We start from the raw sequence: 26,074 nt of genomic DNA on the forward strand, positions 1-26,074 counted from the left end.
GGGAAACGCACGTGAGCAACATCGTTCTGGCCGAGGCCGCCGCGCAGGCTGTCAACATCAACCCGGGTCTCGCCGCCATCGGTTACGGCCTCGGTGCGATCGGCCCCGGTATCGGTGTGGGTCTGATCTTCGCCGCCGTCATCAACGGCACCGCGCGTCAGCCGGAGGCGCAGGGCAAGCTGCAGGGCATCGGCTTCTCGACCTTCGTCCTGACCGAGGTGCTCGCCCTGATCGGCATCGTCATCTACTTCATCGCCTCCGCCGCCTGAGTTCGGTTAGCTCATCGCTTAAGGAGACGTTGTGCTGAAGACGGACCTGGTGTTGGCCGCCGAAGCGGCGCCCAACCCGATCATCCCGCACATTCCCGAGGTCATCCTCGGGCTCGTGTCCTTCCTCATCCTGCTGCTCGTCCTCAGGAAGTACGTCGTTCCGCGGTTCGAAGCGGCGTACGAAGAGCGTGCCCAGATGATCGAAGGCGGCATCGAGAAGGCGGAAAAGGCCCAGGCCGAGGCCGAGGACGCGCTCGCCAAGTACCGGGCGCAGCTTCAGGAGGCCCGTACCGAGGCCGCGAAGATCCGCGACGACGCCCGGCTCGAAGCCGAGCAGATCAAGGCGGAACTGCGGGCCGAGGCGGAGGCCGAGTCCCAGCGCATCGTCGCCCAGGGGCAGGCCCAGCTGCAGGCGCAGAAGGCGCAGATCATCGCCGAGCTGCGGGCCGACATGGGCCGCAACGCCGTGGAGCTGGCCAGCCGCATCGTCGGTGAGTCGCTCGAAGACGAGGCGCGCCGTCGTGGCACCGTCGACCGGTTCCTCGCGGAGCTGGAGACCGCCGGTGCCGCTGGTGGAGCGGGGAAGTAGACCCAGATGACGCTGCATGCTGCGAGCCGTGAAGCGCTCAGCCTCGCCGAGGAACGCCTCGGCGAGGTTCTGGCCGACGCCGACGCGACAGTGTCCTCCTCGGTCGGCGACGAGCTGCTCTCGGTCGTCGACCTGCTGGACCGCGAGATCGGCCTGCGCCGGGCGGTGAGCGACGCTTCGGCGACGCCGGAGGCGCGCACCGAGCTGGTGCGCCGGCTGTTCGACGGCAAGCTCTCCGAGCCGGCCCTCAAGGTGCTCGACGCCGTGGCGGGCAGCCGCTGGTCCAGCCCCCGCGAGCTGACCGACGGGCTCGAGGAGCTCGGCCGGTCGGCGCTGCTCACCGCGGCCGAGAAGACCGGGAACGTCGACACCGTCGAGTCCCAGCTCTTCCAGGTCGCGCGGATCGTGGCCGGCGCCCCGGAGCTGGAGACCGCGCTCTCCGACCTGGCCGGTCCCGCCGACGCCAAGCGCACCCTCGTGCGCGGGCTGTTCGCCGACAAGGTGGACGTGGTCACCGAGACCCTCGTCGAGCAGGTCGTGCGCCGGGCCAAGGGCCGCGGCGTCGGCATCGGGCTCGACAAGCTGGTCAAGCTGGCCGCGGAACGCCGTGAACGCTCGGTCGCCTACGTGACCAGCGCGAACGCCCTGACCGACGAGCAGACCGCCCAGCTGGGCGCGAAGCTCGACGACCTCTACGGGCGGCCGATCGCGCTGCACGTCGAGGTCGACCCGCGGCTCGGCGGCGGCCTCGTCGTCCGCGTCGGTGACGAGGTCATCGACGGGAGCGCGGCGGGTCAGCTGGCGGCGCTGCGCAGGCGGCTGGCCCGGGCATAGCCCCCGGTCACACAAGACTTTGCATACTGGCAAGAACGAAGCGAGAGCGGGAAAGACATGGCCGAGCTGACGATCTCCTCGGATGAGATCCGTAGCGCGATCGAGAACTACGTCTCGAGTTACGCCCCGGACGTGAGCCGGGAAGAAGTTGGCACCGTGGTGGACGCCGGTGACGGCATCGCCCACGTCGAGGGCCTGCCCTCGGCCATGGCCAACGAGCTGCTCGAGTTCCCCGGCGGCATCCTGGGTGTCGCACTGAACCTGGACGCGCGGTCCATCGGTGTCGCGATCCTCGGCGACTTCGAGACCATCGAAGAAGGCCAGCAGGTCAAGCGCACCGGCCAGGTCCTCTCGGTGCCGGTCGGCGACGGCTACCTCGGCCGCGTCGTCAACCCGCTGGGCCAGGCCATCGACGGCCTCGGCGACATCGAGACCTCCGACCGCCGCGCGCTGGAGCTGAAGGCCGCTTCGGTCGTCGAGCGCCAGCCGGTGTCGGAGCCGCTGCAGACCGGCATCACCGCCATCGACGCGATGACCCCGATCGGCCGCGGCCAGCGCCAGCTGATCATCGGTGACCGCAAGACGGGCAAGACCGCCGTCGCCGTGGACACGATCATCAACCAGAAGGCCAACTGGGAGACCGGCGACCCGCAGAAGCAGGTCCGCTGCATCTACGTCGCGATCGGCCAGAAGGGCTCCACGATCGCCGCGGTCAAGAAGTCCCTCGAGGACTCGGGCGCGATGGAGTACACCACCATCGTCGCCGCCCCGGCGTCGGACTCCGCCGGCTTCAAGTGGATCGCGCCGTACACCGGCTCGGCCATCGGCCAGCACTGGATGTACGAGGGCAAGCACGTCCTCATCGTGTTCGACGACCTGACCAAGCAGGCCGACGCCTACCGCGCGATCTCGCTGCTGCTGCGCCGCCCGCCGGGCCGCGAGGCGTTCCCCGGCGACGTCTTCTACTTGCACTCCCGCCTGCTGGAGCGCTGCGCGAAGCTGTCGGACGAGCTGGGTGCCGGCTCGCTGACCGGGCTGCCGATCATCGAGACGAAGGCCAACGACGTGTCGGCCTACATCCCGACGAACGTCATCTCGATCACCGACGGCCAGTGCTTCTTCCAGTCGGACCTGTTCAACGCCGGCCAGCGCCCGGCCATCGACGTGGGCATCTCGGTGTCCCGCGTGGGTGGTGCCGCGCAGGTCAAGGCGATGAAGGACGTCGCGGGCTCGCTCCGGATCGACCTTTCGCAGTACCGCGAGCTGGAGGCGTTCGCCGCCTTCGCCTCGGACCTCGACGACGCCTCGAAGGCGCAGCTCGAGCGCGGTGCCCGGCTGTACGAGGTGCTCAAGCAGCCGCAGTACTCGCCGATCCCGGTCGAGGAGCAGGTGCTCACCGTGTACCTGGGCACGAACGGCCACTACGACTCGGTCCCGACCGAGGACGTCCGCCGCTTCAACCACGAGTTCCTCGACTCGGCCCGCCGCAAGCACGCGGACCTGCTCGACGGCATCCGCGAGTCGGGCAAGTTCCCGCAGGAGACCCGCGAAGCCGTCGTCGACGCGGTGAACGAGTTCAAGAAGGAGTTCACCACGGCCGAGGGCAAGCCCCTGGTCGAGGCGGACGCCGACGCGATGGACGCCGACAAGGTCGGGCACGAGACCGTCAAGGTCAACAAGCCCGCCCCGAAGAAGTGAGCTGATAGCTCATGGCCGCACAACTCCGGGAACTCCGGTCGCGCATCAAGGCGACCAAGTCGATCGGCAAGATCACCAAGGCGATGGAGCTCATCGCCACCGCGCGCATCACCAAGGCGCGGGCGAAGGTCGCCGCTTCCCGGCCGTACGCCGACGAGATCACCAAGGTGCTCTCGGCGCTGGCCGGTGCGGCGGCCAACCTCGACCACCCCATGCTGGTCGAGCGCCCGAACCCGACGCGGGCCGCCGTCCTGGTCGTGACCAGTGACAAGGGCCAGTGCGGTGGCTACAACTCCAACGTGCTGCGCGCGACCGAAGAGCTGCTCGCCCTCCTCCGTTCGGAGGGCAAGGAGCCCGAGGTCTACGTCACCGGCAACAAGGGGCTGAACTACTACCGGTTCCGCGACCGCGACGTCGTCGACAGCTGGACGGGCTTCTCCGACCAGCCGGCCTACGCCAACGCGGTCGCCGCCGGCGAGGCGCTGGTCGAGTCGTTCATGCGGGGCGCGGACGACGCGCATGGCAACGCCGACGGCCTCACGGGTGTCGACGAGATCCACATCGTCTACACCGAGTTCGTGTCGATGCTGACCCAGCGGCCGGTCGCCAAGCGCGTCGCGCCGCTGGAGGTCGAGTACACCGACGGCGAGGAGGAGCAGAAGCCCGCGGGCGAGCTGCTCCCCAGCTACGAGTTCGAGCCGAGTGCCGACAAGCTGCTGGACGCCCTCCTGCCGAAGTACATCAACACGCGGCTCTACGCGGCGCTGCTCGAGTCCGCGGCGTCCGAGCTGGCCGCCCGCCGGACGGCGATGAAGGCCGCGTCGGACAACGCGAACGAGCTGGTCGGCAACCTGACCCGGGAGATGAACCAGGCCCGCCAGGCGCAGATCACCCAGGAGATCTCCGAAATCGTCGGTGGCGCGAACGCGCTCACCGCAGCAGGAAGTGATGATTGATGACCAGTACTGAAGCCCCGCGCGCCAAGGGGCGCATCGTGTCGGTGACCGGTCCGGTCGTCGACGTCGAGTTCCCGCGCGGTTCCGTGCCCGACCAGTTCAACGCGCTCAAGGTCGACATCGAGTTCGAGCAGCTGCGCAAGACGGTGACCCTCGAGGTCGCCAGCCACCTGGGCGACAACCTCGTCCGCACCATTTCGCTGCAGCCGCAGGACGGTCTCGTCCGGGGCGCCGAGGTCACCGACACCGGCGGCCCGATCACCGTGCCGGTGGGCGACAAGGTCAAGGGCCACGTCTACAACGCGCTCGGCGAGTGCCTCGACGAGCCCGGCTACGGCGACGACCTCGAGCGCTGGGGCATCCACCGCAACCCGCCGTCCTTCGACCAGCTCGAGGGCAAGACGGAGATGCTGGAGACCGGCCTGAAGGTCGTCGACCTGCTCACCCCGTACGTCCAGGGTGGCAAGATCGGCCTGTTCGGCGGGGCCGGCGTGGGCAAGACGGTGCTCATCAAGGAGATGATCACCCGCGTCGCCCGGAACTTCGGTGGTACGTCGGTGTTCGCCGGGGTCGGCGAGCGCACCCGTGAGGGCAACGACCTCTTCCTGGAGATGAGCGAAGACGGCGTCATCAACGACACCGCCCTCGTGTTCGGCCAGATGGACGAGCCGCCGGGCACGCGGATGCGCGTCGCGCTGTCCGCGCTGACCATGGCGGAGTACTTCCGCGACGTCCAGAACCAGGACGTGCTGCTGTTCATCGACAACATCTTCCGGTTCACCCAGGCCGGTTCCGAGGTGTCGACCCTGCTGGGCCGCATGCCCTCGGCCGTGGGCTACCAGCCGACGCTGGCCGACGAGATGGGCCAGCTGCAGGAGCGGATCACCTCGACCCGAGGCCGGTCGATCACCTCGATGCAGGCGATCTACGTCCCCGCGGACGACTACACCGACCCGGCCCCCGCCGCGACGTTCGCCCACCTGGACGCCACCACCGAGCTCTCGCGTGGTGTCTTCCAGAAGGGCATCTTCCCGGCGGTGGACCCGCTGGCGTCGACGTCGACGATCCTCGACCCGGCCATCGTCGGCGAGGACCACTACCGCGTCGCGTCCGAGGTCATCCGGATCCTGCAGAAGTACAAGGAACTGCAGGACATCATCGCGATCCTCGGCATGGACGAGCTCTCGGAAGAGGACAAGCTCACCGTTCAGCGCGCGCGCCGCATCGAGCGGTTCCTGTCGCAGAACATGCTGGTCGCCGAGGCGTTCACGCAGATCCCGGGCTCGACGGTGCCGCTGTCGGAGACCATCGAGTCGTTCGACCGCATCGCCAAGGGTGACTTCGACCACTACCCGGAGCAGGCGTTCCTGGGTATCGGTGGCCTCGAGGACCTCGAGAAGAAGTACAAGGAAATCACCAAGAAGTGAGTTCCCGAAGGCGGCGGGGGCGGTGTCCATTGTGGACTCGAGCCCCCGCCGTTCTCGTAGCTCGAGTCAGACCTATTACACTCGGTGGTAACACCCCGAGCGAAGGAGTGCTACGTGGCTGAGATGTCCGTGGAGCTGGTGGCCGTCGAGCGCCGTCTCTGGTCGGGTACCGCCACTTTCGTGGTGGCCCAGACCACCGAGGGCGAGATCGGCATCATGGCCGGCCACGAACCCGTGCTCGGGCAGCTCGTCGAGGGTGGTGTGGTCAAGGTGACGACCACCGAGGGCGAGACGGTCTGCGCGGCCGTACACGGCGGATTCCTCTCCGTGACCGGCACCGGGGTGAGCATCCTCGCCGAGAGCGCCGAGCTGTCCGACGAAATCGACGTCGACGCGGCCAAGGCGGCACTCAGCGCCGATGACGAGACCGAGCGGACGAGGGCCACGGCCCAGCTCCGCGCGGCAGGTCAGTCGGCCTGAGCGAGAGACGGGCAGGAGCCGGGCCGTGGAGATCACCGTGGTGGTAGCAGGGCTCCTGATCGTGCTCGCGGTGCTGGTCGCCTGGTACGGCCAGCGGTGGATCCGGATGCGCCGCGGCGGCGGCGTGAGCGTCGCGCTGCGGTGGCGTCCGGACGCCGCGCGGTCCAGCTGGCACCTCGGGCTGGGTCGCTACGAGGGCGACGAGTTCGTCTGGTACCGCGTGTGGAGCCTGCGGACCGGCCCGGACCGCGTCTTCCAGCGCGAAAGCATGCAGATCGCCGACCGGCGCGACCCGTCCGGGACCGAGGCCTACGCCGTTCCCGAGGGCTCGACCGTGCTGCGCTGCGAGTCGGAGACCCAGGAAGCGATCGAGATCGCGATGGGTCCGGGTGCGCTCACGGGCTTTCTTTCGTGGCTCGAGTCCGCCCCGCCCGGGCGACGCCTCCCGCGCGCGTCCTGACGGCTGTCTCATTCCGAGACGTCCGGCGGCGCTTCGCGGGCTTACTGTGGAGGCCATGATTCTCATCGTGGTCAAGTGGCCGGTGAAGCCGGAGTACGCGGACTCGTGGCCGGACATCGTCGCGGACTTCACGAAGGGCACCCGGGGCGAAGCGGGCAACAAGTTCTTCGAGTGGTCCCGCAGCATCGACGACAAGAACACGTACGTGCTGGTCGAGGGCTTCGAGGGCCAGGACGCGGCCGTCGCGCACGTCAGTTCCGAGCACTTCAAGACAGCCGTCGCGACGCTCGGCGAGTACATCTCCGACAACCCGCGGATCATCAACGTCCAGGACGCCGCCGACTGGGGCCCGATGGCCGAGATCGCGCCGCACTAAACTCGCGGGGGTGACCCTCGTCGAGATCCCCGGCTCCAAGTCCGTCACCGCCCGAGGCCTGTTCCTGGCCGCCGCCGCGCGCGGCACCACGACCCTCGGCCGTCCCCTGCATTCGGACGACACCGAGGGCTTCGCCGAGGGCCTCGTCAAGCTCGGCTACCGCGTCGACCGGCAGCCGGGCGCGTGGACGATCGAGGGCCGCCCGTCGGGCCCGGGCGTCTCCGAAGCGGACGTGTTCTGCCGGGACGGCGCCACGACGGCCCGCTTCCTGCCCGCGCTCGCCGCGGCCGGCACCGGGACGTTCCGCTTCGACGCCTCCGCCCAGATGCGCCGCCGCCCGCTCGGCCCGCTGACCGACGCGCTGCAGGAGCTGGGCGTCGACCTGAGCTTCGAGGGTGAGCCGGGCCACCACCCCCTCACGGTCCGCGCGAACGGCATCAAGGGCGGTTCGCTGACCCTGGACGCGGGGTTGTCGTCGCAGTTCCTGACGGCGTTGCTGCTGGTCGGGCCGCTGACCGCGGAGGGGCTGCGGATCACGGTGACGGACCTCGTGTCGGTGCCGTACGTCGAGATCACGCTGGAGATGATGCGGCGCTTCGGCGTCGACGTCCGCCGCGAAGGCCAGACGTTTGTGGTCCCGCCCCAGCCATACCAGGCGTGCGAATACCCGGTGGAGCCGGACGCGTCGACGGCGAGCTACTTCCTGGCCGCGGCGGCGGTCACCGGCCGCACGGTGACCATCCCGGGCCTGGGTTCGGCCGCCCTCCAGGGCGACGTGCGCTTCGCCGACGTGCTGGAGCGGATGGGCGCGCACGTCGAGCTGACCGAGGATTCGGTGACGGTCGCGGGGCCCTCGGACGGCCTGCGCGGGGTCACGGTGAACATGCGCGACATCTCCGACACGGTCCCGACGCTGGCGGCGATCGCGCCGTTCGCCTCGGGCCCGGTGCGCATCGAGGACGTCTACAACACGCGCATCAAGGAGTGCGACCGCCTCGACGCGTGCGAAGAGAACCTGCGCGCCCTCGGTGTCGCGGTCGAGACCGGCCGCGACTGGATCGAGATCCGACCGGGCACGCCGACCGGTGCGCTGGTCAAGTGCCGCCGCGACCACCGGATCGCGATGGCGTTCAGCATCACGGGTCTGCTGACTCCGGGGATCACGCTCGACGACCCGGAGTGCGTGAAGAAGACGTTCCCCGGCTTCCACCAGGCGCTGGGGGCGCTGCGGGAGAGCTGGGGGATCTAGGAGGGCTGCCCGCCCGGCTGCCACAGCACGTCACCCTCGGGGTTGGCCAGCCGGGCGAGGATGAACAGCAGGTCCGACAGCCGGTTCAGGTACTTCAGTGCCACCGGGTTCGTCGTCTCCGGCTCGGCTTCGTACAGGGCCCAGGCGCTTCGCTCGGCGCGCCGCGACACCGTCCTGGCCTGGTGCAGGAAGGCCGCTCCCGGCGTTCCGCCCGGCAGGATGAACGACGTCAGCTTCGGCAGGCGCTCGTTGAACTCGTCGCACCAGCCCTCGAGCCGTTCGACGTACTTTTCCGTGATCCGCAGCGGCGGGTACGGCGGGTCGTCGGAAATGGGCAGGCACAGGTCGGCGCCGACGTCGAAGAGGTCGTTCTGCACCACACGCAGCACGTCCGCGATTTCGGCCGGCAGTCCGCCCATCGCGATCGCCAGGCCCAGCACCGAGTTCGTCTCGTCGGTGTCCGCGTACGCGCCCAGGCGCGGGGACGTCTTCGGCACGCGGGACCCGTCGCCGAGCGCGGTCGTGCCGTTGTCGCCGACCTTCGTGTAGACGCGGTTGATGCGAACGACCATGAACCCACCATAGCGGCCCCCGCCCGGGCCGAATCCGGGCGAGAGGGCATGATTGGCGGCCATGAGCGAGCACTTCGACGTGCATGGCGGAGCCCGGCTGGTCGGCGAGGTCGACGTGGTCGGCGCCAAGAACAGCGTGCTGAAGCTGATGGCCGCGGCCCTGCTGGCCGAGGGCACCACGACCATCACGAACTGCCCGCAGATCCTGGACGTCCCGCTGATGGGCGACGTGCTGCGGAGCGTCGGCTGCGAGGTCGTCATCGAGGGCGACACCGCCACCATCACGACGCCCGCCGAGCTGTCGCACCGCGCGGACTCGGCGGCGATGGGCAAGCTGCGCGCGTCCGTCTGCGTGCTGGGGCCGCTGGTCGGGCGGCTGAAGCAGGCCGTCGTGGCGCTGCCGGGCGGCGACGCGATCGGCTCGCGCCCGCTGGACATGCACCAGAACGGCCTGCGCAAGCTGGGCGCGACGAGCACGATCGAGCACGGCTGCGTCGTCGCGAAGGCCGAGACGCTGGTCGGCGCGCAGATCTGGCTGGACTTCCCGAGCGTCGGCGCGACCGAGAACATCCTGATGGCGGCCGTCCTCGCCGAGGGCACCACGGTCATCGACAACTGCGCGCGCGAGCCCGAGATCGTCGACATCTGCACGATGCTCACCGAGATGGGCGCGAAGATCGACGGCGCCGGGACGTCGACGCTGACCGTGCACGGCGTGGAGCAGCTGCACCCGACCCAGCACAGCGTGATCGGCGACCGGATCGTCGGCGCGACCTGGGCGTTCGCGGCGTCGATGACCCGCGGCGACATCACCGTCCGCGGCGTCAACCCGCACCACCTCGACCTGGTGCTGAACAAGCTGCAGCTGGCCGGCGCGGACGTCGAGACGTTCGGCGACAAGGGCTTCCGCGTGGTCCAGCCGGAACGCCCGAAGGCGGTCGACTGGGTCACGCTGCCGTACCCCGGTTTCGCGACCGACCTGCAGCCGTTCGCGGTGGCACTTTCCGCCGTGTCCGAAGGCACGTCGATGATCACCGAAAACGTCTACGAGGCGCGGTTCCGGTTCATCGAGGAGATGATCCGACTGTCCGGCGACGCGCGCACGGACGGTCACCACGCGGTGGTCCGCGGCGTCGAGAGGCTGTCGAGCGCGCCGGTCTGGGCGTCCGACATCCGCGCGGGCGCCGGCCTGGTGCTGGCGGGACTGTGCGCGGACGGCGTCACCGAGGTCTGGGACGTCTTCCACATCGACCGCGGCTACCCGCACTTCGTCGAGAACCTCAACCGCCTGGGCGCGAACATCAAGCGCGTCGCCGGCGAGCCCGACCGGGCGTGACTCAGGCGCCCTGCGCGCCGAGCGCGCGCAGGGCGTACTCCACCAGCCGGTCGACGTAGTCCGGCTCCGCCGGGGCCATGCGGACCACCAGGCGCCAGTAGATCGGCGCCGCCAGGACGTCGAGCGCCAGTTCCATGTCCAGGTCCTCCGGTAGCTCGCCGCGGGTCATCGCGCGGCGCAGCATCACCTCGCCGACCTCGCGGCGGGGGCCGCCGATGGCCTCGCGCAAGCCGCGGCCGTGGTCCGGATTGCGCGCGTCCTCCGCGACCAGGTCGGGCAGGATGCGCGAGAACAGCGGGTGCGTGAGCCAGTCGATCAGGGCCTGCATCGTTTCGCGCAGGTCTCCGCGCAGGGAGCCGGTGTCGGCCGCCGCCGCGCGGGTCACGCTGAAGTCCGTCACCACGGACGCGATCATGTGGTCCTTCGACGCCCACCGCCGGTACAGGGCGCTCTTGCCGACGCCGGCGCGTTTCGCCACGGCTTCCATCGACAGCCGCCCGTAGCCCTGTTCGGCGAGTTCCCACATGACGGCTTCGGTGATCGCCTGCGTGACCTCGGGCTGGAGGACCGCGGCGCCGGTCGGGGTGCGTGCCATGGGCGCAGTCTAGCGGGTGGACGAGACGGTACCGTCCCGTCTATCCTGACGTCGGGACGGTACCGTATCGTCCAAACGTTCAAGGAGGCTCCGATGGGGCTGCGAGACTTCGTCGATCAGGGGATCGACCTGCTGATGAAGCACGACATGGCCGGGTTCGCCGGGCTCTGGGCCGAGGACGGCGTCCTCGAGTTCCCGTTCGCCGGCCCGGGCTACCCGAAGCGCGTCGAAGGGCGCGACGCGATCACCGAGTACCTGCGCGACTACCCGAACCTGCTGGACATCCGCGAGGTCGTCGCCAAGACCGTGCACGAGACGACCGATCCGGCCGTGGTCGTCGCCGAGTTCACGGTCGCCGGGATCGTGGTGGCTTCGGGGAAGCCGTACGAGCTGTCGTACATCGCGGTGATCACCGTCGAGGACGGCGAAATCCGCCACTACCGCGACTACTGGAGCCCGCTCGCCGCGGCCGAGATCCTCGGCGGCGTCGAAGAGCTGACGGCGGCCTTCGGTGGGTGACGTCCTGGTCCTCGGCGGTACCGGCACCACCGGACGCCGGGTCGTCGCGGGCCTGCGTGAGGCCGGAGTGCCGGTGCGGGCGGCCACGCGCAAGCCGGGCGAGCCCGGTCAGGTCCGGTTCGACTGGACCGACCGGTCTACTTACGCCGGTGCGCTGCACGACGTCTCCGCGATGTACCTGCTGCCGCCCATCGGCGAAGTCTCGCCCGCGCGGCTGGTCGAGCCCTTCCTGGACGACGCGCTGGCCGCGGGTGTCCGGCGGGTCGTCCTGCTCAGCTCGTCGGCCGTCACGGCGGACACGCCCGGGCTCGGTGACCTGCAGCGGCTGGTGCGCGCGGCGCCGGAGTGGGCCGTGTTGAAGCCGTCGTGGTTCATGCAGAACTTCACCGGCGAGCACCTGGTCGCCCAGGGGGTCCGGGACGGCGAGATCGTCACCGCCACCGGGGACGCGCGAGTCGCGTTCGTCGACGCCGGTGACATCGCGGCGGTCGCCGTCCGCGCGCTGACCGATCCCGGACCGCACAACACCGAACACGTTCTGACCGGCCCGTCGGCCTTGAGCTACGCCGAAGCCGCGTCGATCGTCGCCGCCCGCACCGGCCGTCCGGTAAGGCACCGCGCGGTGAGCACTGCCGAGTTCGCCGCGTGGCTGACCGCGTCCGGCATCCCCGAGTCCTTCGCCGCGGTGCTCGCCGCGCTCGACGAGGACATCCGGCGCGGCGCCGAAGACCGCGTCACCCCGGCCGTCGAAGAGGTCACCGGCCGGCCGGCCCGCTCGTTCCGCACGTTCGCCGAGGAGGAAGTCCGATGAAGCAGATCATGTTCCCCGAGGACCCGCAGTTCTGGTTCGAGACGCTGCGCCTGTTCGGCCACGCGTCCTACGGCGGCTCGGACTTCGGCGAGGTGCTCGCCGCCGCGTCGACCGTGACGGCCGGCGACTACGACAGCTGGCACGACGCCTACCGCGCGCTGGCCGACCGGCTCTACGCCGAAGCCGCCGACGCGGGCCCGGTCACCGCGCGGGACCTGCTGCTGCGCGCGTCGACGTACTACTTCTCGTCGGAGTTCTTCCTCCACGGCGACCCGGCGGACCCGCGCATCGCGTCGGCGTACGATCGCAGCGTCGAGTGCTTTCGGCGCGCGGGCATCGCGGAACCGGTCGAAATCCCCTACGAGGGAACAGTTCTGCAGGGCTACCTCTACCGCGCGCCGGGCGATGGCCCGAAGCCGTTGCTGATCATGCACAACGGGTTCGACGGCAGTGCCGAGGAATGCCACTACCTGGGCGCGGCGGGCGGCGCCGAGCGCGGCTACCACGTGCTGACGTTCGACGGCCCGGGCCAGCCCAGCGCGGTCCGGCGCGAGAAGCTCGTGTTCCGGCCGGACTGGGAGCACGTCGTGACGCCGGTGGTGGACTTCGCGCTGGGGCTCGACGGCGTGGACCCGGCGCGCGTGGCGCTGCTCGGCGTCAGTCTCGGCGGCATGCTGGCCCCGCGCGCGGCGGCGTTCGAGCCGCGCCTGGCGGCGGTGGTCGCGGTCGACGGAGTGTACGACGCGGGATCTGCCGTGACGTCGATGCTGCCGTGGCCGCGCGAAGAGATCGTCCGCCGCGCGAATGCCGCGGAAGACCCGGAGTTCGACGCGATCCTCGCGGCCGGCCGCGAGGCCAGTCCGACGCTGCGCTGGGCGTGCGATCACGGCCGATACGTGCTGGGCGCGTCGACGGACCGCGAATTCGTCGCGAAGTACCTCGAGTACACGCTCGAAGACGGCGTCGCCGAGAAGATCACGTGCCCGGTCCTGGTCTGCGAAGCGGCGGACGACCTGTTCTTCGGCGGCGACGCGGAAACCGAGCCTCGCCGGCTGTACGCGCACCTGACCGGGCCCAAGACGCTGCTGACGTTCACGGCGGAGGAGGGCGCCGACGCGCACTGCCACGTCGGCGCCCAGCGGCTCGCGTCGGGCCGGATCTACGACTGGCTGGACCGGACGCTCTAAGCGTCGAGGGCCAGCGCCGCCCCGAAGCCGAGCAGCGCGGTGCCGGTGACGCCGTCCAGAGTCCGGCGGACCCGGCGCCGTCGCAGCCAGCCGCGAATGCGGTGCACGCCGGCGACGATGACGAGCTGCCAGAGCGTGGCGAGCACCCCGACGGTTGCGGCGAGCAGCAGCGACTCGGCGAGTGTCGAGTCGCGGGTCAGGAACTGCGGCAGCATCGAGAGGTAGAAGACGAGGACCTTCGGGTTGGTGAGGTTGCCGAGGAAGCCTTCACGCCAGCGCCGTCCGCCGCCCGGGTTCGCCGTCGAGAGCGCGGCGTAGTCCCCGCGTTTCGCGGCGACCAGCGCTTTGACGCCGAGATAGCCGAGGTAGGCGGCCCCGGCCCAGCGCAGGGTGAGGAAGACGGGTTCGGACCGCACGATGACGGCGCTGAGCCCGAGCGCGGCGGCGACGCCCTGGACGAGGTTCCCGGACCCGATGCCGAGGGCGGTCAGGACCCCGCCGCGCCGGCCGCCGGCAAGAGAGTTCTTGAGCACCAGGGCGGTGTCCGGCCCCGGCACGATGAGCACGAGCAGCACGAAGAGCACGTAGGTGCCGTACGTTCCCCAGGTCATCGGCCCAGGCTAGGACGGCGGCACGGGCAGCTGCCGCGAGTTCCGGATGGTGGATCAGCCTTCGAGGGCCAACGCCGCGCCGAAGCCGAGCAGCGCGGTGCCGGTGACGCCGTCCAGCGTACGGCGCACCCGGCGGCGGCCCAGCCAGCCGCGGACCCGGTGCACGAACAGCAGCAGCACCACCTGCCACACCACCCCGAGCGCCGCGACCGTGTACGCCAGCAGGAGCGAGTCGCCGAGGGTCGACGACGGCGTGAGGAACTGCGGCAGCACCGACAGGTACAGCACGATCACCTTGGGGTTGGTGATGTTCGACAGGAACCCTTCACGGAACCGGCGTCCCCGCGACGCCCGAGCGCGGCGGACGTCGTCGAGCGCTTCGTAGTCGCCGCGCCACGCGCCACGCAAAGCCTGGATCCCCAGGAAAACCAGGTAAGCCGCGCCCAGCCACTTCACCGTCTCGAACAGCGGCTGGTAGCGCGTGATCACCGCACCGAGGCCGAGCGCGGCCGCCGTGCCCTGGAGGAAGTTCGCGACGCTGATGCCCGCGCACGCCCAGCCCCCGCCGCGCGCGCCGCCCGTCAGGGCGTTCTTCAGCACGACCATCGTGTCCGGACCGGGCATCATCGCCAGGAACGCCATCATCCCGGCGAACCCCAGGTAGGTGCTCCACGTCATCAGGACTCGCACGCGAGGGCGGCGCCGAACCCGAGCAGCGCGGTGCCGGTGACGCCGTCCAGCGTGCGGCGCACCCGGCGACGGCCCAGCCACGCGCGGACGCGGTGCACGAACACCAGCAGCACCAGCAGCCACAGCCCGCCGAGCACCGCGACGGTGTAGGCCAGCACCAGCGAGTCCCCGATGCTCGACGCCGGCGTCAGGAACTGCGGCAGCACGGACAGGTACAGCACCAGCACCTTCGGGTTCGTGATGTTGGAGAGGAGCCCTTCGCGGAAGCGCCGGAACCCGCCGCCGCGGCGGCGCTGGACCTGCTCGACGACGTCGTAGTTCCCGCGGAACGCCCCGCGCAGCGCCTGGAAGCCGAGGAAGCCGAGGTAGGCCGCGCCGACCCACTTCAGCGCGAGGAACACCGGCTGCGACCGGGCGATGAGGACGCCGAGCCCGAGCGCCGCGGCGCTGCCCTGGACGGCGTTGCCGGTGAAGATGCCCAGCGAGGCGAGCAGCCCGCCGCGGAACCCGCCGGAGAGCGCGTTCTTCAGCATCACCATCGTGTCCGGGCCCGGTGCGAGCACGATCAGGACCACGATGACCAGGTAACTCCCGTAAGCACTCCACGTCACGGCTGTCCACGCTAATCGACGCACACCCGCGCGGTCTCGCGGATTTCGGTCACACAGTTGGCAGCCCGATCTCGTGCTCCGCGCGATCGATCACGCACAGAGGGTGTACGAGCACGTGCGGCGCGCGCGGAACTCGGCGGGAGAGGCCACGGCAGAGTAGTGTTCGGCCATGTCAGCAGGGGAAATCGAGCTTCTACCCGGTGAGCGCGTGCTCTGGGCGGGAGAGCCGGTCCAGCGCCCGTGGTACGTCGCCGCGGACGGGGTGATCGCCCCTGCCGGACTCGTCCTCGCCGCCGCCGCGCTCTGGTTCCTGCTGGTGAAGCAGCCCAGCGGGGGCGCCATGGCCGGGATCGTCGTGGTGCTGGTGATCGGGCTGTACGGCGCCGTCGGCCGTTCCGTCGTCCGGTACCTCGCGCTCGGGCGCACGACGTACGCCGTGACCGACAGCCGGATCATCGCGCGTTCCGGGCTGTTCCGGCAGAAGGAGCGCGCCAGCGAGCTGGCCGGGCTGTCGGCACCGGTCCTCAAGCCGGGCCCGTCGCGCACCGGCACCCTCTCGTTCGCCGGACCCGGGACCGTGACGCTGATCGGCGTCGGCGAGCCGAAGCGCGTCCGCGACCTGCTCACCAAGGCCATCGACGAGGCGAAGTCGCGCCAGGCCCCGCCGGAGCCGGACAGCTCCGCCGCCTGAGGGCAACCGTCACCCGGACGTGTCCGATTGCACTGCCACCCCAAGTTACCGGTCGGTACACTCGACGAAACGTCCACCGCCGGAGGTGCCCAGTGCCGTACCCAACGGACCACGAGCGAGACCGACCGTGGGTGATGCGGACCTACGCGGGGCACTCTTCCGCGGCCGCGTCGAACGAGCTCTACCGCCGCAACCTCGCGAAGGGGCAGACCGGCCTTTCCGTCGCCTTCGACCTGCCCACCCAGACCGGCTACGACCCGGACCACCAGCTTTCGCGCGGCGAGGTCGGCAAGGTCGGCGTGCCGGTGTCGCACATCGGCGACATGCGGCGGCTCTTCGACGGCATCCCGCTGGCCGAGGCGAACACGTCGATGACGATCAACGCGCCGGCCATGTGGCTGCTCGCGCTGTACGTCTCCGTGGCGCGCGAGCAGGCCGAAGCCGAAGGCCGGGACGTCGACGAAGTGCTCGCGAAGCTCACCGGCACCACGCAGAACGACATCATCAAGGAATACCTGTCCCGCGGGACCTACATCTTCCCGCCGGGGCCGAGCCTGCGGCTGATCACCGACATGATCGCGTGGACCGTGCACCACGTGCCGAAGTGGAACCCGATCAACATCTGCAGCTACCACCTGCAGGAAGCCGGCGCGACGCCGACGCAGGAGGTCGCCTACGCGCTGTGCACCGCGATCGCCGTGCTCGACGCCGTCCGCGACTCCGGGCAGGTCGACGCGGCCGACATGGCCAAGGTCGTCGCGCGGATCTCGTTCTTCGTCAACGCCGGCGTCCGGTTCGTCGAAGAGATGGCCAAGATGCGCGCGTTCACCGCGCTCTGGGACGAGCTCACGCGGGATCGTTACGGCGTAACGGATCCCAAGGCGCGTCGGCTCCGCTACGGCGTCCAGGTCAACTCGCTCGGGCTCACCGAAGCCCAGCCGGAGAACAACGTCCAGCGGATCGTGCTGGAGATGCTGGCCGTGTCGCTCAGCCGCGGCGCCCGCGCCCGCGCGATCCAGCTGCCCGCCTGGAACGAGGCGCTCGGCCTGCCCCGGCCGTGGGACCAGCAGTGGGCGCTGCGGATGCAGCAGGTGCTCGCGTTCGAGACGGACCTGCTGGAGTACGAGGACATCTTCGACGGCTCGCACGTCATCCAGGCCAAGGTCGACGAGATCATGACCGGCGCGCGTGCAGAAATCGCCCGCGTGCAGGACCTCGGCGGTGCGGTCGCCGCCGTCGAGAGCGGCTACATGAAGTCGCAGCTCGTCGGGTCGCTCGCCGAATACCGCCGCGGGATGGAGAACGGCGAGCGGATCCTGGTCGGCGTCAACAAGTTCGAGACGACCGAGCCGTCGCCGTTGCAGGCCGAGGGCGCGAAGGCGATCGAGACGATCGACCCCGCCGTCGAGAAGGCCGCCGTCACCGCGATCGAAGAATGGCGTACCCACCGCGACAACGACGCCGTCGAACGAACCCTGACGGCCTTGAAGGAACGCGCGCGGACCACGGAAAACCTCTTCGAGTCCACTGTGGACTGCGCGCGGGCCGGCGTGACCACCGGCGAATGGGCCGGTGCGCTGCGCGAGGTGTTCGGTGAATACCGGGCACCCACCGGGGTTTCCGCGGCCCCGGGCGGCAGCGGCGACCCCGAGATCGAACGCGTTCGCGCCCGAGTCCGGGAAACCGAAGCCGAACTCGGCGAGCGGCTGCGGATCCTGGTCGGCAAGCCGGGGCTCGACGGCCACTCCAACGGCGCCGAGCAGGTCGCCGTCCGCGCCCGCGACGTCGGCTTCGAGGTCGTCTACCAGGGCATCCGGCTGACGCCCGAGCAGATCGTCGCGGCCGCCGTGCAGGAGGGCGTGCACGTCGTCGGGCTGTCCGTGCTCTCCGGCTCGCACCTCGAGGTCGTCCCGAACGTCGTCGACGGCCTGCGCGCCGCCGGCGCCGGGGACGTGCCGGTGATCGTCGGCGGCATCATCCCGCCGGACGACGCCGCGCTGCTGACCGAACGCGGCATCGCCCGGGTGTTCACGCCCAAGGACTACGAGCTGACCGGGATCATGGACGGCATCGTCTCGCTGGTCCGGGAGCGCAACGGGCTCAGCTGAGCCCGGCCAGGACGTCCTTCGTGGACTTCACGGTGGCGAACTGGTTCGCCAGGTTCGCCGCCGTGACGCGGTACAGCTCGTCGGCGGTCACCTCCGGGAGGTCGAACGTGAACGTCGCGTCGAGGGCGAAAGTGACGTCGTAGCCGAGGTTCCCGCCCATCCGCGCGGTGGTCTCGCAGCAGAAGTTCGTCTGGATGCCGGCCAGGACGAAGCTTGTGATGCCGCGCTTGCGCAACCACGCGTCGAGGTCGACGTCGCCGATGAAGGCCGAGTTGACCTGCTTCCCGAACACCAGGTCCGGGCGCGCGCCGTCGAGTTCGGGCTTGAAGTCGTTGCCCGGCTGCCCGGGCCGCAGCGGCGAGTCCGGCTTGACGGAGTCGTGGTGCACGAGGACCACCGGGAGCCGTCGCTCCTGCCACGCGTCGAGCAGGGCCTTCATGTTCGCTTCGGCGCCGGGGTTGTTGCGCGGGCCCCAGAAGGCCGCGTCGTCGAACCCGCGCTGGACGTCGATCAGGATGAGTGCCGTTTCGGTCATGACGTCGAGTTTCGCGGGCCTCGTGCCCGCAGGGGAGTGGCAGAAGACGCGCGATGCGGTACTTTCCTGCCATGCGCACCATCGGCGTTCTGCTCCTGCCGGGCACCCGGATGTTCGACCTCGCGGTGATCGGCGAGGTCTGGGGCCAGGACCGCACCGACAGCGGGATCGGCCCGTTCACCGTGCGGCTGTGCAGCCCAGGCCGGGTGCGCACGGCCGTCTCGCCGTTCGGCGACGTCGCGGCCACGCACGGGCTCGCCGGGCTCGACGGCTGCGACCTCGTCCTAGCGCCCGGCCGCGACGACCCGCTGGCGCCCGTGCCGGCCGCCGCGGTCGCCGCGTTGCGCCGCGCCCACCGGGACGGGCGCACGGTCGCGGGGCTGTGCTCCGGCGCGTTCACGCTGGCCGCCGCCGGCCTGCTCGACGGCCGCCCGGCGACCACGCACTGGCGCGACTTCGACGCCCTGACCCGCGTCGCGCCGCGGGCGGACCTCCAGCGCGACGTGCTCTACACCGACGACGGCGGCGTCCTGACCTCGGCGGGCGTCGTCGGCGGCCTCGACCTCTGCCTGTACCTGGTCCGCCGCGACCACGGCGCGGACGTCGCCGCCGCCCTCGCGCGGCGGCTGGTGATGCCCCCGGCGCGGGAAGGCGGGCAGCGGCAGTACGTCGACAACCCGTTGCCTCCGGCGGCTTCCCAGCCCGGCGTGGCGTCCACAATGGACTGGGCGCTGGCGCGGCTCGGGGACGGCATCGGCGTCGAGGACCTCGTCGGGCACGCACGGATGAGCGAGCGAACGTTCCACCGCGAGTTCGCCGCGGCCACCGGCGTCACGCCGGGGCGCTGGCTGCGCGTCCAGCGCGTCCGGCTCGCGCAACAGCTCCTGGAGACGACGTCGTTGCCGGTCGACCGCGTGGCCGAGCGGTCCGGGCTGGGTACGGCCGCGAACCTGCGACGCCGGATGCACGCCGAAGTCGGCGTCGGCCCGGACAGCTATCGGCGCACATTCCGAAGGGTTACCGTCGAGGCATGACCGAGTACGAACACATCCTGGTCAAGCGGGACGGCGACACCGTCACGATCACCATGAACCGCGCGGCGCGGCGCAACTCGCTCTCCGCGGACCACCTGGCCGAGCTGCTCGCGGCGGTCCGCGAGGCGGGGACGTCCGACGCGACCGGCATCGTGCTGGCCGGCGCCGGGCCCGTGTTCTCCGCCGGGCACGACTTCGGCGACGTCGCCGCGCGCGACCTGATGGGCGTGCGCGAGCTGCTCACGTTGTGCACGGACCTGATGAAGACGATGCAGTCGGTGCCGCAGGTGGTCATCGCGCGGGTGCACGGCCTGGCGACCGCCGCGGGGTGCCAGCTCGTGGCGTCGTGCGACCTCGCGATCGCGGCCGAATCGGCCGGCTTCGCGCTGCCCGGCGGCAAGGGCGGCTGGTTCTGCCACACGCCGGCGGTCCCGGTGGCGCGCTCGATCGGCCGCAAGCGCCTGATGGAACTGGCGCTGACCGGCGACGTCATCGACGCGCCCACCGCTTTGGAATGGGGGCTGGTCAACCGCGTCGTCCCCGACGAGCAGCTCGACGACGCCGTCGCCGAGCTGCTGGGGCGGGCGACGCGCGGCAGCAGGGCCAGCAAGTCGATGGGCAAGGTCACGCTGTACGCCCAGCTCGACCGGCCCGAGACCGACGCCTACGCGATCGCGCTGGAGGTCATGGCTTCGGCGTCGCAGCTGCCCGGCGCCCGCGAAGGCATGGCGGCGTTCCTGGAGAAGCGCAAGCCCTCCTGGCCTGACTGATCCCGCCGCTGCCCGGCGAGTTCGTCGTGGCCGCCGACCGTACCATACGGTATGGTATGGCCATGGCGAGCAAGCGGGACTGGCTGGACGCGGGGTTGGTGCTGCTGGCGGAGCGGGGCGCGCCGTCGGTGACCATCGAGCGGCTGACCGAGCGGCTCGGCCTGTCGAAAGGCTCCTTCTACCACCACTTCAAGGGCATGGGCGGCTACCGGACCGCCTTGCTGGAGCACTTCGAAGCCGAACGCACGACCCGGTTCGTGGAGCAGGCCGAGGCGGCGGAGGGTGACCGGCTGGGCGCGTTGCTGAAGCTCGTCCTCGCGCCGGGGCCCGGGCCGGAACTGGAGATCGCCATCCGGGCGTGGGCCCTGCAGGACGCCGAAGCGCGGGCGGTGCAGGAGCGCGTCGACCGCACCCGGGTGGCCTACCTGACCGAGATCAGCGGCGATGCCGGCCTCGCGCAGGCGCTGTACCTGATCGTCGTCGGCGCCGGGCAGGTCGTCCCGCCGCTGTCCGGGCGGCAGCTCAAGAGTGCGTTGGAACTCGTGCTGGGGAGACGGAAATGACCGAACCTTTTGCCGACGGCGCGGATTACGTCGAGTTCAAGGAGATCGAGAGCGAGAACAGCCTGCGCGAATTCGTCGCGGGCGTCTTCGGCTGGTCGCCCGCCTGGGTGAAGGCCCTGTTCGGCGTCCGGTACCTGCTCGCCAAGGCGCTGCGGCTGGACACCGCGTCCGTGCCGCGGTCCGGCCGGCTACGACCCGAAGACGTCGGGTTCGCCCCCGGCGACCGGGTCGCGTTCTTCACCGTCCGGGCCGGTGATCCGGACCGCTACCTGGTCGCGGGCGTGGACGACAGTCACCTGACCGGGTACCTGACGGTCGAAGCCGTGCCCCGCGGCTTCCGGCTCGGCACGCTCGTGCACTTCCACAACCGCGTCGGCCCGGCCTACTTCGCGCTCATCAAGCCGTTCCACCACCTGGTGATCCGGGGGATGCTCAAGGCCGGTGCCGCTCGACCAGCATGAGCTGCGCCCACGCGGCGATCGACTGCGCGTCGGTGATCTCCCCGGCCAGGATCATCTTCTCGAGATCGGCACGCGCGAACCACGCGCTGCGCATGTCCTGCTCCTCGTGCTCGCGTTCCGGCTCGCCTTCGGTGATGTCCGTGGCGAGGAACACCCAGCCGCGCTGGCTGCTCATGCCGGCGGCGACGTCGAGCTTGCCGAGCGGGGTCATCGAGCCGGCGCGCAGGCCCGTCTCCTCGCGCAGTTCGCGCGCGGCCAGCTCGGCGGGCGGCACGTCGGCCAGGCCGGGCGCCGTGCCCTGCGGGAACTCCCAACGCCGTTCGCCGAGCGGGTAGCGGAACTGCTCGACCAGCCGGAACCGGTCGCCGTCCTGGGCGATGACGAGCGCGTAGTCCGGCTTGTCGATCACGCCGTAGACACCGGCCGAGCCGTCCGGGCGGCGGATGTCGTCCTCCCGCACGGTCATCCAGTTGTTCCGGTACACCTCGCGGGACGCGACACGCTGAATGGGGTCCACGCACCCAGTATCACCGACCCTGTCCTACCCTCCTCGGGTGCGTCTCGTGATCGCGCGGTGCCAGGTCGACTACGCCGGCCGGCTCACCGCCCACCTGCCGATGGCCACCCGCCTGTTGCTCGTGAAGTCCGACGGGTCGGTGTCGGTCCACTCCGACGACCGCGCGTACAAGCCGTTGAACTGGATGAGCCCGCCCTGCTGGCTGATCGAGGACGGCAAGCTCTGGATCGTCGAGAACAAGCAGGGCGAGAAGCTGGTGATCTCCATCGAGGAGGTCTTCCACGACTACTCCCAGGCGCTGGGCGCGGAGCCGGGCCTGCAGAAGGACGGCGTCGAGGCGCACCTGCAGGAGCTGCTGGCCGAGCACATCAAGACCCTGGGCGACGGCTACACCCTGGTCCGCCGCGAGTTCCCGACGGCGATCGGCCCGGTGGACATCATGGCCCGCGACGCCGACGGCAAGTCGGTGGCGGTGGAGATCAAGCGCCGCGGCGAGATCGACGGCGTCGAGCAGCTGACGCGGTATTTGGAGCTGCTGAACCGCGACCCGCTGCTGGCGCCGGTCCAGGGCGTGTTCGCGGCGCAGATCATCAAGCCGCAGGCGCGGACGCTGGCCGAGGACCGCGGGATCCGGTGTCTGACGCTGGACTACGACGAGCTGCGTGGCATCGAGTCCGACGAGTTCCGGCTGTTCTGACGTGCTTCCCGGGCGTTACGTCCACTACGAGGGCGGCGAGTACGAGGTGCTGGGGGTCGGGTGAGCGACCGAGGTGCACGGCAGTTCGACGGTCGCGCCCGCGTTCGCTGTTGCCGAAACACCGAGACCGAATCGATGCCTCATTGCGGTATCTGATTCCTCGCTCGATTACTCCGCAAGGAAATTGTTGACCCGATAGGCGGCCGAGAAGTGACCAGCTCTTTTCCGGCCTGCTTTCCTGCGCTGTTCGGGTGAGTTCGGGATCCCTGTGCGCGGACCCGTGGGACACTCGGATTTGAGGGGTTCCGCCGGTGCGTCCGGCGTGGCCGGAGGGTGGTGCGCTCGGCCGTCTTTCGTTGTCGTGCCAACGTTTCAGTCCGCCTTCGAAGCTCGGTGTGCGCATGTCGTCCGGCCGGCGTGCGCGCGTTTTCGCCCGCACGGAGGAGGAAGTCATGCGTTATCGTCCACTCGGTTCCGATCCGGCCGATCCGCGTCTGGGCCGGTTCGTTCCGGACGACTGGGAGCACGTGGAAAGGTATCCGCTCAGCGCGCTGCCCGAAGACAGCCGGCCCACCCGCCGGCCGGTGGTGATCGGGGTCAACTGGTACTCCGCGTTCGACACCCCGAAGAAGGACGACACCTCCGGCGAGTACTTCATCGCCCAGGACGGCGTCGCCAACCTCGGCCACCTCCGCGGCGGCCACTGCGTCTGCCTCGAGCCCGGCGGCACGCCGGACACCGACGCCTATTACGCGTTCTACGACCAGGGCAAGGAAGGCGCGTGCGTCGGCTTCGGCTGGTCGCGGTGCATGTCGCTCTTCAACCAGAAGGAGTACTCCGCCCGCTGGCTCTGGGACGCGGCCAAGAAGCGCGACGGGTGGCCCGAGACCAACCCCGGCGACGACAACGGCACGTCGGTGCGCGCCGCGGCCCAGGTGCTCAAGGCGCTCGGCGACGTCGTGTGGGACCCCTCCTACGCCAACGACGACTGGCACGCGCGCGAGGCGTACAAGCCCGACCTCGCCGAAGGCATCAAGGCGTTCCGCTGGGCCAAATCGGTCGACGACGTGCATTCGGTGCTCGCCAACCCGCGCGCCGACGAGCTCGGCGCCGTGCCGCTGCTCAACTCGTGGGGCCCGGGCTACCCGCACCGCACCTACCTGCCCGACGCGGTGCTCGCCAAGCTGATCGGCGAAGAAGGCGAGATCGCGGTCCCGACCGATCGGTGATCGACAGCCGCTCCCGCGGCGTGTGAAAGAGGGCGCGTTTCCCCAGGTCAAACCCGGGGAAACGCGCCCTTCTTTCCACTTTGGACAGGTCAGCGTGCCGACCCTGAATCCATGCAGTACTGTCCGGATCCGACAGGGCAGTGGTGATTCCTGTGGGTTGTTGTCCGGTTTGAAAACTTACTGCAGGAGGTGGGTCGGGTGCTCGTCCTAGCCGATGCGAACCTGCGACTCGACGCGAGCGCGATCGACTACATCGAGTTGGCGTTTTACTTCGTGCTGGTACTCGGCATCGGGTACCTGGCGCGGCGGCAGGTGTCGAGCAGTCTCGACTTCTTCCTGTCCGGCCGCTCGCTGCCGGCCTGGGTCACCGGCCTGGCGTTCATCTCGGCGAACCTCGGCGCGGTCGAGGTCATGGGCATGTCGGCCAACGGCGCCCAGTACGGCCTGCCGACCGTCCACTACTTCTGGATCGGCGCGATCCCGGCGATGCTGTTCCTGGGCATCGTGATGATGCCGTTCTACTACGGCTCCAAGGTCCGCAGCGTTCCCGAGTTCATGCGCCGGCGCTTCGGCAAGCCGGCCCACCTCGTCAACGGCATCAGCTTCGCCGCCGCTCAGATCCTGATCGCGGGCGCGAACCTGTTCCTGCTGGCCAGCGTGGTGAACCTGCTGCTCGGCTGGCCGCTGTGGGTGTCGATCATCGTCGCCGCCGCGATCGTGCTCTCCTACACCGCGCTCGGTGGTCTCTCCGCGGCGATCTACAACGAGGTCCTGCAGTTCTTCGTGATCGTCATCGCGCTGGTCCCGCTGACCATCATCGGCCTGGTCAAGGTCGGCGGCTGGCAGGGCCTGGTCGACAAGGTCACCAACAGCCCCGGCGGTACCGCGCAACTGCACTCGTGGCCCGGTGACAACCTGACCGGCTTCGGCAACAACCTCCTGTCGATCCTCGGCATCGTCTTCGGCCTCGGCTTCGTCCTGTCCTTCGGTTACTGGACGACGAACTTCGTCGAGGTCCAGCGCGCGATGGCGTCGAAGAGCATGTCCGCCGCGCGCCGCACGCCGATCATCGGCGCGTTCCCGAAGATGCTCGTGCCGTTCATCGTGATCATCCCCGGCATGATCGCCGCGGTCAGCGTGTCCGAGTACGTCAAGGACAAGCAGATCCTGCTCGACGGCGGCAAGGCGCCCAGCGGCGTGACGTTCAACAACGCGCTGCTGCTGCTGATGCGCGACCTGCTGCCCAACGGCATGCTCGGCATCGCCATCGCCGGCCTGCTCGCGTCGTTCATGGCCGGCATGGCGGCGAACCTGAGCTCGTTCAACACGGTCTTCACGTACGACATCTGGCAGACCTACATCAGGAAGGACCGGCCGGACGGCTACTACCTGCGCCTCGGGCGCGTGGTGACGTCGGTCGGCACGATCCTCGCCATCGGCACCGCGTTCATCGCGTCGAACTCCGGCAACATCCTGAACTACCTGCAGGACCTGTTCTCGTTCTTCAACGCGCCGCTGTTCGCGACGTTCATCCTCGGCATGTTCTGGAAGCGGATGACGCCGCACGCCGGCTGGAGCGGACTGGTGCTCGGCACGGCGTCCGCGATCACGATCTGGGCCCTGTCGCAGAAGGGCGTTCTCGGCCTGCACGGTCAGGGCACCAGTTTCGTCGCCGCGGGTGTCGCCTTCGTCGTCGACATCGTGGTGAGCGTCGTGGTGTCGCTGGCCACCAAGCCGAAGCCGGACGAAGAGCTGGTCGGGCTCGTCTACTCGCTGACGCCGAAGGAAACGCGGCAGCACGACGTCACCGGCGAGAACGCGGGCTGGTACCGCAGGCCGGGCCTGCTCGCGGGCATCGTGCTCGTCCTGACCATCGCCCTCAACGCCATCTTCTAGGAGGTCGTCATGGCTACCGAGTCCGGCGCGCGCCCGCACAAGGCCGGCGCCTTCGACATCCGGCTGATCATCGCCCTGCTGATCGGCGTCTACGGCGTCATCCTGACGGTGATGGGCATCGGCTTCACCTCCGACGAGGAGATCGCGAAGGCCGCCGGCGTCAACATCAACCTGTGGGCCGGCATCGGCATGCTGGTGGTCGCCGCGCTCTTCGTCGTCTGGGCCCTGGTCCGGCCGCTCGTCGTGCCGGCCGCGCCCGAGAGCGCCGACCCCCCGGCCGCCCCGGCCGAATAGCCGGGTTGT

General features: G+C 70.0%; 31 protein-coding genes. 24 read left to right on the forward strand and 7 right to left on the reverse strand.

Annotated features, from left to right (window positions below):
- Window positions 1–11 precede the first annotated feature (11 nt).
- The 10 genes from OG738_RS19145 to aroA all read left to right on the forward strand — a co-directional run bounded on the left by OG738_RS19145 (window position 12) and on the right by aroA (window position 8,338).
- The gene (locus OG738_RS19145) at window positions 12–269 is read left to right on the forward strand and encodes an ATP F0F1 synthase subunit C (RefSeq protein ID WP_329055699.1); all 258 of its coding nucleotides are present in this window, start codon (window positions 12–14) and stop codon (window positions 267–269) included.
- A 31-nt stretch (window positions 270–300) separates the two neighbouring features.
- Window positions 301–858, forward strand: a complete 558-nt coding sequence (locus OG738_RS19150; RefSeq protein ID WP_329055700.1) for a F0F1 ATP synthase subunit B — start codon at window positions 301–303, stop codon at window positions 856–858.
- Between the two features lie 6 nt (window positions 859–864).
- Entirely contained in the window at window positions 865–1,692 is an 828-nt protein-coding gene (locus OG738_RS19155) for a F0F1 ATP synthase subunit delta (protein WP_329055702.1), read from the forward strand.
- A 57-nt stretch (window positions 1,693–1,749) separates the two neighbouring features.
- Window positions 1,750–3,390 (forward strand): F0F1 ATP synthase subunit alpha, encoded by a 1,641-nt coding sequence (gene atpA / locus OG738_RS19160; RefSeq protein ID WP_329055704.1) that lies wholly within the window; start codon window positions 1,750–1,752, stop codon window positions 3,388–3,390.
- 11 nt (window positions 3,391–3,401) lie between these two features.
- Window positions 3,402–4,346 carry a F0F1 ATP synthase subunit gamma gene (locus OG738_RS19165; RefSeq protein ID WP_329055705.1) on the forward strand — a complete coding sequence of 315 codons (945 nt, stop codon included), beginning with the start codon at window positions 3,402–3,404 and terminating at the stop codon, window positions 4,344–4,346.
- Complete coding sequence (atpD, locus tag OG738_RS19170; protein WP_329055707.1) at window positions 4,346–5,773, forward strand: F0F1 ATP synthase subunit beta; 1,428 nt, start codon at window positions 4,346–4,348, stop codon at window positions 5,771–5,773. The genes OG738_RS19165 and atpD overlap by 1 nt, the downstream gene beginning before the upstream one ends.
- Window positions 5,774–5,887: 114 nt before the next feature.
- Window positions 5,888–6,253, forward strand: coding sequence for a F0F1 ATP synthase subunit epsilon (locus tag OG738_RS19175; protein ID WP_329055708.1), 366 nt, complete (start codon window positions 5,888–5,890; stop codon window positions 6,251–6,253).
- 25 nt (window positions 6,254–6,278) lie between these two features.
- On the forward strand, window positions 6,279–6,713 hold the full coding sequence (locus tag OG738_RS19180) for a DUF2550 domain-containing protein (protein WP_329055709.1): 435 nt from the start codon (window positions 6,279–6,281) through the stop codon (window positions 6,711–6,713).
- Between the two features lie 55 nt (window positions 6,714–6,768).
- Window positions 6,769–7,089, forward strand: coding sequence for a putative quinol monooxygenase (locus tag OG738_RS19185; RefSeq protein WP_329055710.1), 321 nt, complete (start codon window positions 6,769–6,771; stop codon window positions 7,087–7,089).
- 10 nt (window positions 7,090–7,099) lie between these two features.
- Window positions 7,100–8,338 (forward strand): 3-phosphoshikimate 1-carboxyvinyltransferase, encoded by a 1,239-nt coding sequence (gene aroA, locus OG738_RS19190; RefSeq protein WP_329055711.1) that lies wholly within the window; start codon window positions 7,100–7,102, stop codon window positions 8,336–8,338.
- Here the strand turns inward: aroA and OG738_RS19195 are convergent.
- On the reverse strand, window positions 8,335–8,910 hold the full coding sequence (locus tag OG738_RS19195) for a cob(I)yrinic acid a,c-diamide adenosyltransferase (protein ID WP_329055713.1): 576 nt from the start codon (window positions 8,908–8,910) through the stop codon (window positions 8,335–8,337). The two genes, aroA and OG738_RS19195, sit on opposite strands and share 4 nt — an antisense overlap.
- A gap of 61 nt (window positions 8,911–8,971) precedes the next feature.
- Here OG738_RS19195 and murA point away from each other — a divergent pair, with 61 nt between their 5' ends.
- Window positions 8,972–10,246: a UDP-N-acetylglucosamine 1-carboxyvinyltransferase gene (gene murA / locus OG738_RS19200; protein ID WP_329055715.1), complete on the forward strand. Its 1,275-nt coding sequence runs from the start codon at window positions 8,972–8,974 to the stop codon at window positions 10,244–10,246.
- 1 nt (window position 10,247) lies between these two features.
- Here the strand turns inward: murA and OG738_RS19205 are convergent, their stop codons facing one another.
- On the reverse strand, window positions 10,248–10,841 hold the full coding sequence (locus OG738_RS19205) for a TetR/AcrR family transcriptional regulator (protein WP_329055716.1): 594 nt from the start codon (window positions 10,839–10,841) through the stop codon (window positions 10,248–10,250).
- A 93-nt stretch (window positions 10,842–10,934) separates the two neighbouring features.
- On the opposite strand from OG738_RS19205, the gene OG738_RS19210 reads away from it, so the two are divergent.
- From OG738_RS19210 to OG738_RS19220, 3 genes are read left to right on the forward strand one after another with little or no spacing between them, the layout of a single operon-like run.
- Window positions 10,935–11,360 (forward strand): nuclear transport factor 2 family protein, encoded by a 426-nt coding sequence (locus OG738_RS19210; RefSeq protein ID WP_442875910.1) that lies wholly within the window; start codon window positions 10,935–10,937, stop codon window positions 11,358–11,360.
- On the forward strand, window positions 11,353–12,171 hold the full coding sequence (locus OG738_RS19215; protein WP_329055717.1) for an NmrA family NAD(P)-binding protein: 819 nt from the start codon (window positions 11,353–11,355) through the stop codon (window positions 12,169–12,171). The genes OG738_RS19210 and OG738_RS19215 overlap by 8 nt, the downstream gene beginning before the upstream one ends.
- Window positions 12,168–13,358 carry an alpha/beta hydrolase family protein gene (locus OG738_RS19220; RefSeq protein WP_329055719.1) on the forward strand — a complete coding sequence of 397 codons (1,191 nt, stop codon included), beginning with the start codon at window positions 12,168–12,170 and terminating at the stop codon, window positions 13,356–13,358. Before OG738_RS19215 ends, OG738_RS19220 begins: the two co-directional genes overlap by 4 nt.
- Here OG738_RS19220 and OG738_RS19225 read toward each other — a convergent pair.
- From OG738_RS19225 to OG738_RS19235, 3 genes are read right to left on the reverse strand one after another with little or no spacing between them, the layout of a single operon-like run.
- A complete protein-coding gene (locus OG738_RS19225; RefSeq protein WP_329055721.1) occupies window positions 13,355–13,969 on the reverse strand; it encodes a LysE family translocator in 615 nt (204 codons plus the stop codon). The two genes, OG738_RS19220 and OG738_RS19225, sit on opposite strands and share 4 nt — an antisense overlap.
- Before the next feature lie 54 nt (window positions 13,970–14,023).
- Window positions 14,024–14,647 (reverse strand): LysE family translocator, encoded by a 624-nt coding sequence (locus OG738_RS19230; protein WP_329055722.1) that lies wholly within the window; start codon window positions 14,645–14,647, stop codon window positions 14,024–14,026.
- On the reverse strand, window positions 14,647–15,270 hold the full coding sequence (locus OG738_RS19235; protein WP_329055723.1) for a LysE family translocator: 624 nt from the start codon (window positions 15,268–15,270) through the stop codon (window positions 14,647–14,649). Before OG738_RS19235 ends, OG738_RS19230 begins: the two co-directional genes overlap by 1 nt.
- A gap of 169 nt (window positions 15,271–15,439) precedes the next feature.
- Between OG738_RS19235 and OG738_RS19240 the strand changes: the two genes are divergently transcribed.
- Together OG738_RS19240 and OG738_RS19245 are read left to right on the forward strand one after the other, a co-directional pair.
- Complete coding sequence (locus tag OG738_RS19240; RefSeq protein WP_329055724.1) at window positions 15,440–15,961, forward strand: PH domain-containing protein; 522 nt, start codon at window positions 15,440–15,442, stop codon at window positions 15,959–15,961.
- 92 nt (window positions 15,962–16,053) lie between these two features.
- Window positions 16,054–18,069 carry a protein meaA gene (locus tag OG738_RS19245; RefSeq protein ID WP_329055726.1) on the forward strand — a complete coding sequence of 672 codons (2,016 nt, stop codon included), beginning with the start codon at window positions 16,054–16,056 and terminating at the stop codon, window positions 18,067–18,069.
- Here OG738_RS19245 and OG738_RS19250 read toward each other — a convergent pair.
- Entirely contained in the window at window positions 18,062–18,604 is a 543-nt protein-coding gene (locus tag OG738_RS19250) for a cysteine hydrolase family protein (protein ID WP_329055727.1), read from the reverse strand. The two genes, OG738_RS19245 and OG738_RS19250, sit on opposite strands and share 8 nt — an antisense overlap.
- Window positions 18,605–18,675: 71 nt before the next feature.
- On the opposite strand from OG738_RS19250, the gene OG738_RS19255 reads away from it, so the two are divergent.
- From OG738_RS19255 to OG738_RS19270, 4 genes are all read left to right on the forward strand, one after another.
- On the forward strand, window positions 18,676–19,638 hold the full coding sequence (locus tag OG738_RS19255) for a GlxA family transcriptional regulator (RefSeq protein WP_329055729.1): 963 nt from the start codon (window positions 18,676–18,678) through the stop codon (window positions 19,636–19,638).
- Window positions 19,635–20,408 carry an enoyl-CoA hydratase-related protein gene (locus OG738_RS19260; protein ID WP_329055730.1) on the forward strand — a complete coding sequence of 258 codons (774 nt, stop codon included), beginning with the start codon at window positions 19,635–19,637 and terminating at the stop codon, window positions 20,406–20,408. The genes OG738_RS19255 and OG738_RS19260 overlap by 4 nt, the downstream gene beginning before the upstream one ends.
- Before the next feature lie 62 nt (window positions 20,409–20,470).
- A complete protein-coding gene (locus OG738_RS19265) occupies window positions 20,471–20,971 on the forward strand; it encodes a TetR/AcrR family transcriptional regulator (protein ID WP_329055731.1) in 501 nt (166 codons plus the stop codon).
- Window positions 20,968–21,432 carry a DUF2867 domain-containing protein gene (locus tag OG738_RS19270; protein ID WP_329055732.1) on the forward strand — a complete coding sequence of 155 codons (465 nt, stop codon included), beginning with the start codon at window positions 20,968–20,970 and terminating at the stop codon, window positions 21,430–21,432. The genes OG738_RS19265 and OG738_RS19270 overlap by 4 nt, the downstream gene beginning before the upstream one ends.
- On the opposite strand, the gene OG738_RS19275 is transcribed toward OG738_RS19270, so the two are convergent.
- Entirely contained in the window at window positions 21,404–21,949 is a 546-nt protein-coding gene (locus tag OG738_RS19275) for an NUDIX hydrolase (RefSeq protein WP_329055733.1), read from the reverse strand. The genes OG738_RS19270 and OG738_RS19275 overlap by 29 nt on opposite strands.
- Before the next feature lie 37 nt (window positions 21,950–21,986).
- Here OG738_RS19275 and nucS point away from each other — a divergent pair, with 37 nt between their 5' ends.
- The 4 genes from nucS (at window position 21,987) to OG738_RS19295 (ending at window position 26,065) form a co-directional block, all read left to right on the forward strand.
- Window positions 21,987–22,646, forward strand: coding sequence for an endonuclease NucS (nucS, locus tag OG738_RS19280; protein WP_014467679.1), 660 nt, complete (start codon window positions 21,987–21,989; stop codon window positions 22,644–22,646).
- A gap of 452 nt (window positions 22,647–23,098) precedes the next feature.
- Window positions 23,099–23,875, forward strand: coding sequence for a hypothetical protein (locus OG738_RS19285; RefSeq protein ID WP_329055736.1), 777 nt, complete (start codon window positions 23,099–23,101; stop codon window positions 23,873–23,875).
- A gap of 198 nt (window positions 23,876–24,073) precedes the next feature.
- A complete protein-coding gene (locus OG738_RS19290; RefSeq protein ID WP_329055738.1) occupies window positions 24,074–25,771 on the forward strand; it encodes a sodium:solute symporter family protein in 1,698 nt (565 codons plus the stop codon).
- 9 nt (window positions 25,772–25,780) lie between these two features.
- Window positions 25,781–26,065 carry a hypothetical protein gene (locus OG738_RS19295; RefSeq protein ID WP_329055739.1) on the forward strand — a complete coding sequence of 95 codons (285 nt, stop codon included), beginning with the start codon at window positions 25,781–25,783 and terminating at the stop codon, window positions 26,063–26,065.
- Window positions 26,066–26,074 lie beyond the last annotated feature (9 nt).

Source organism: Amycolatopsis sp. NBC_01488 (genome assembly GCF_036227105.1).
Classification (GTDB): domain Bacteria; phylum Actinomycetota; class Actinomycetes; order Mycobacteriales; family Pseudonocardiaceae; genus Amycolatopsis.

Coding starts and splice junctions, on each gene's coding strand:
- OG738_RS19155 (WP_329055702.1), top strand. CDS start 865: ATGACGCTGCATGCTGCGAGCCGTGAAGCGCTCAGCCTCGCCGAGGAA.
- atpA (WP_329055704.1), top strand. CDS start 1,750: ATGGCCGAGCTGACGATCTCCTCGGATGAGATCCGTAGCGCGATCGAG.
- OG738_RS19165 (WP_329055705.1), top strand. CDS start 3,402: ATGGCCGCACAACTCCGGGAACTCCGGTCGCGCATCAAGGCGACCAAG.
- atpD (WP_329055707.1), top strand. CDS start 4,346: ATGACCAGTACTGAAGCCCCGCGCGCCAAGGGGCGCATCGTGTCGGTG.
- OG738_RS19185 (WP_329055710.1), top strand. CDS start 6,769: ATGATTCTCATCGTGGTCAAGTGGCCGGTGAAGCCGGAGTACGCGGAC.
- OG738_RS19195 (WP_329055713.1), bottom strand. CDS start 8,910: ATGGTCGTTCGCATCAACCGCGTCTACACGAAGGTCGGCGACAACGGC.
- murA (WP_329055715.1), top strand. CDS start 8,972: ATGAGCGAGCACTTCGACGTGCATGGCGGAGCCCGGCTGGTCGGCGAG.
- OG738_RS19205 (WP_329055716.1), bottom strand. CDS start 10,841: ATGGCACGCACCCCGACCGGCGCCGCGGTCCTCCAGCCCGAGGTCACG.
- OG738_RS19210 (WP_442875910.1), top strand. CDS start 10,935: ATGGGGCTGCGAGACTTCGTCGATCAGGGGATCGACCTGCTGATGAAG.
- OG738_RS19220 (WP_329055719.1), top strand. CDS start 12,168: ATGAAGCAGATCATGTTCCCCGAGGACCCGCAGTTCTGGTTCGAGACG.
- OG738_RS19225 (WP_329055721.1), bottom strand. CDS start 13,969: ATGACCTGGGGAACGTACGGCACCTACGTGCTCTTCGTGCTGCTCGTG.
- OG738_RS19230 (WP_329055722.1), bottom strand. CDS start 14,647: ATGACGTGGAGCACCTACCTGGGGTTCGCCGGGATGATGGCGTTCCTG.
- OG738_RS19240 (WP_329055724.1), top strand. CDS start 15,440: ATGTCAGCAGGGGAAATCGAGCTTCTACCCGGTGAGCGCGTGCTCTGG.
- OG738_RS19250 (WP_329055727.1), bottom strand. CDS start 18,604: ATGACCGAAACGGCACTCATCCTGATCGACGTCCAGCGCGGGTTCGAC.
- OG738_RS19255 (WP_329055729.1), top strand. CDS start 18,676: ATGCGCACCATCGGCGTTCTGCTCCTGCCGGGCACCCGGATGTTCGAC.
- OG738_RS19260 (WP_329055730.1), top strand. CDS start 19,635: ATGACCGAGTACGAACACATCCTGGTCAAGCGGGACGGCGACACCGTC.
- OG738_RS19265 (WP_329055731.1), top strand. CDS start 20,471: ATGGCGAGCAAGCGGGACTGGCTGGACGCGGGGTTGGTGCTGCTGGCG.
- OG738_RS19270 (WP_329055732.1), top strand. CDS start 20,968: ATGACCGAACCTTTTGCCGACGGCGCGGATTACGTCGAGTTCAAGGAG.
- OG738_RS19285 (WP_329055736.1), top strand. CDS start 23,099: ATGCGTTATCGTCCACTCGGTTCCGATCCGGCCGATCCGCGTCTGGGC.
- OG738_RS19295 (WP_329055739.1), top strand. CDS start 25,781: ATGGCTACCGAGTCCGGCGCGCGCCCGCACAAGGCCGGCGCCTTCGAC.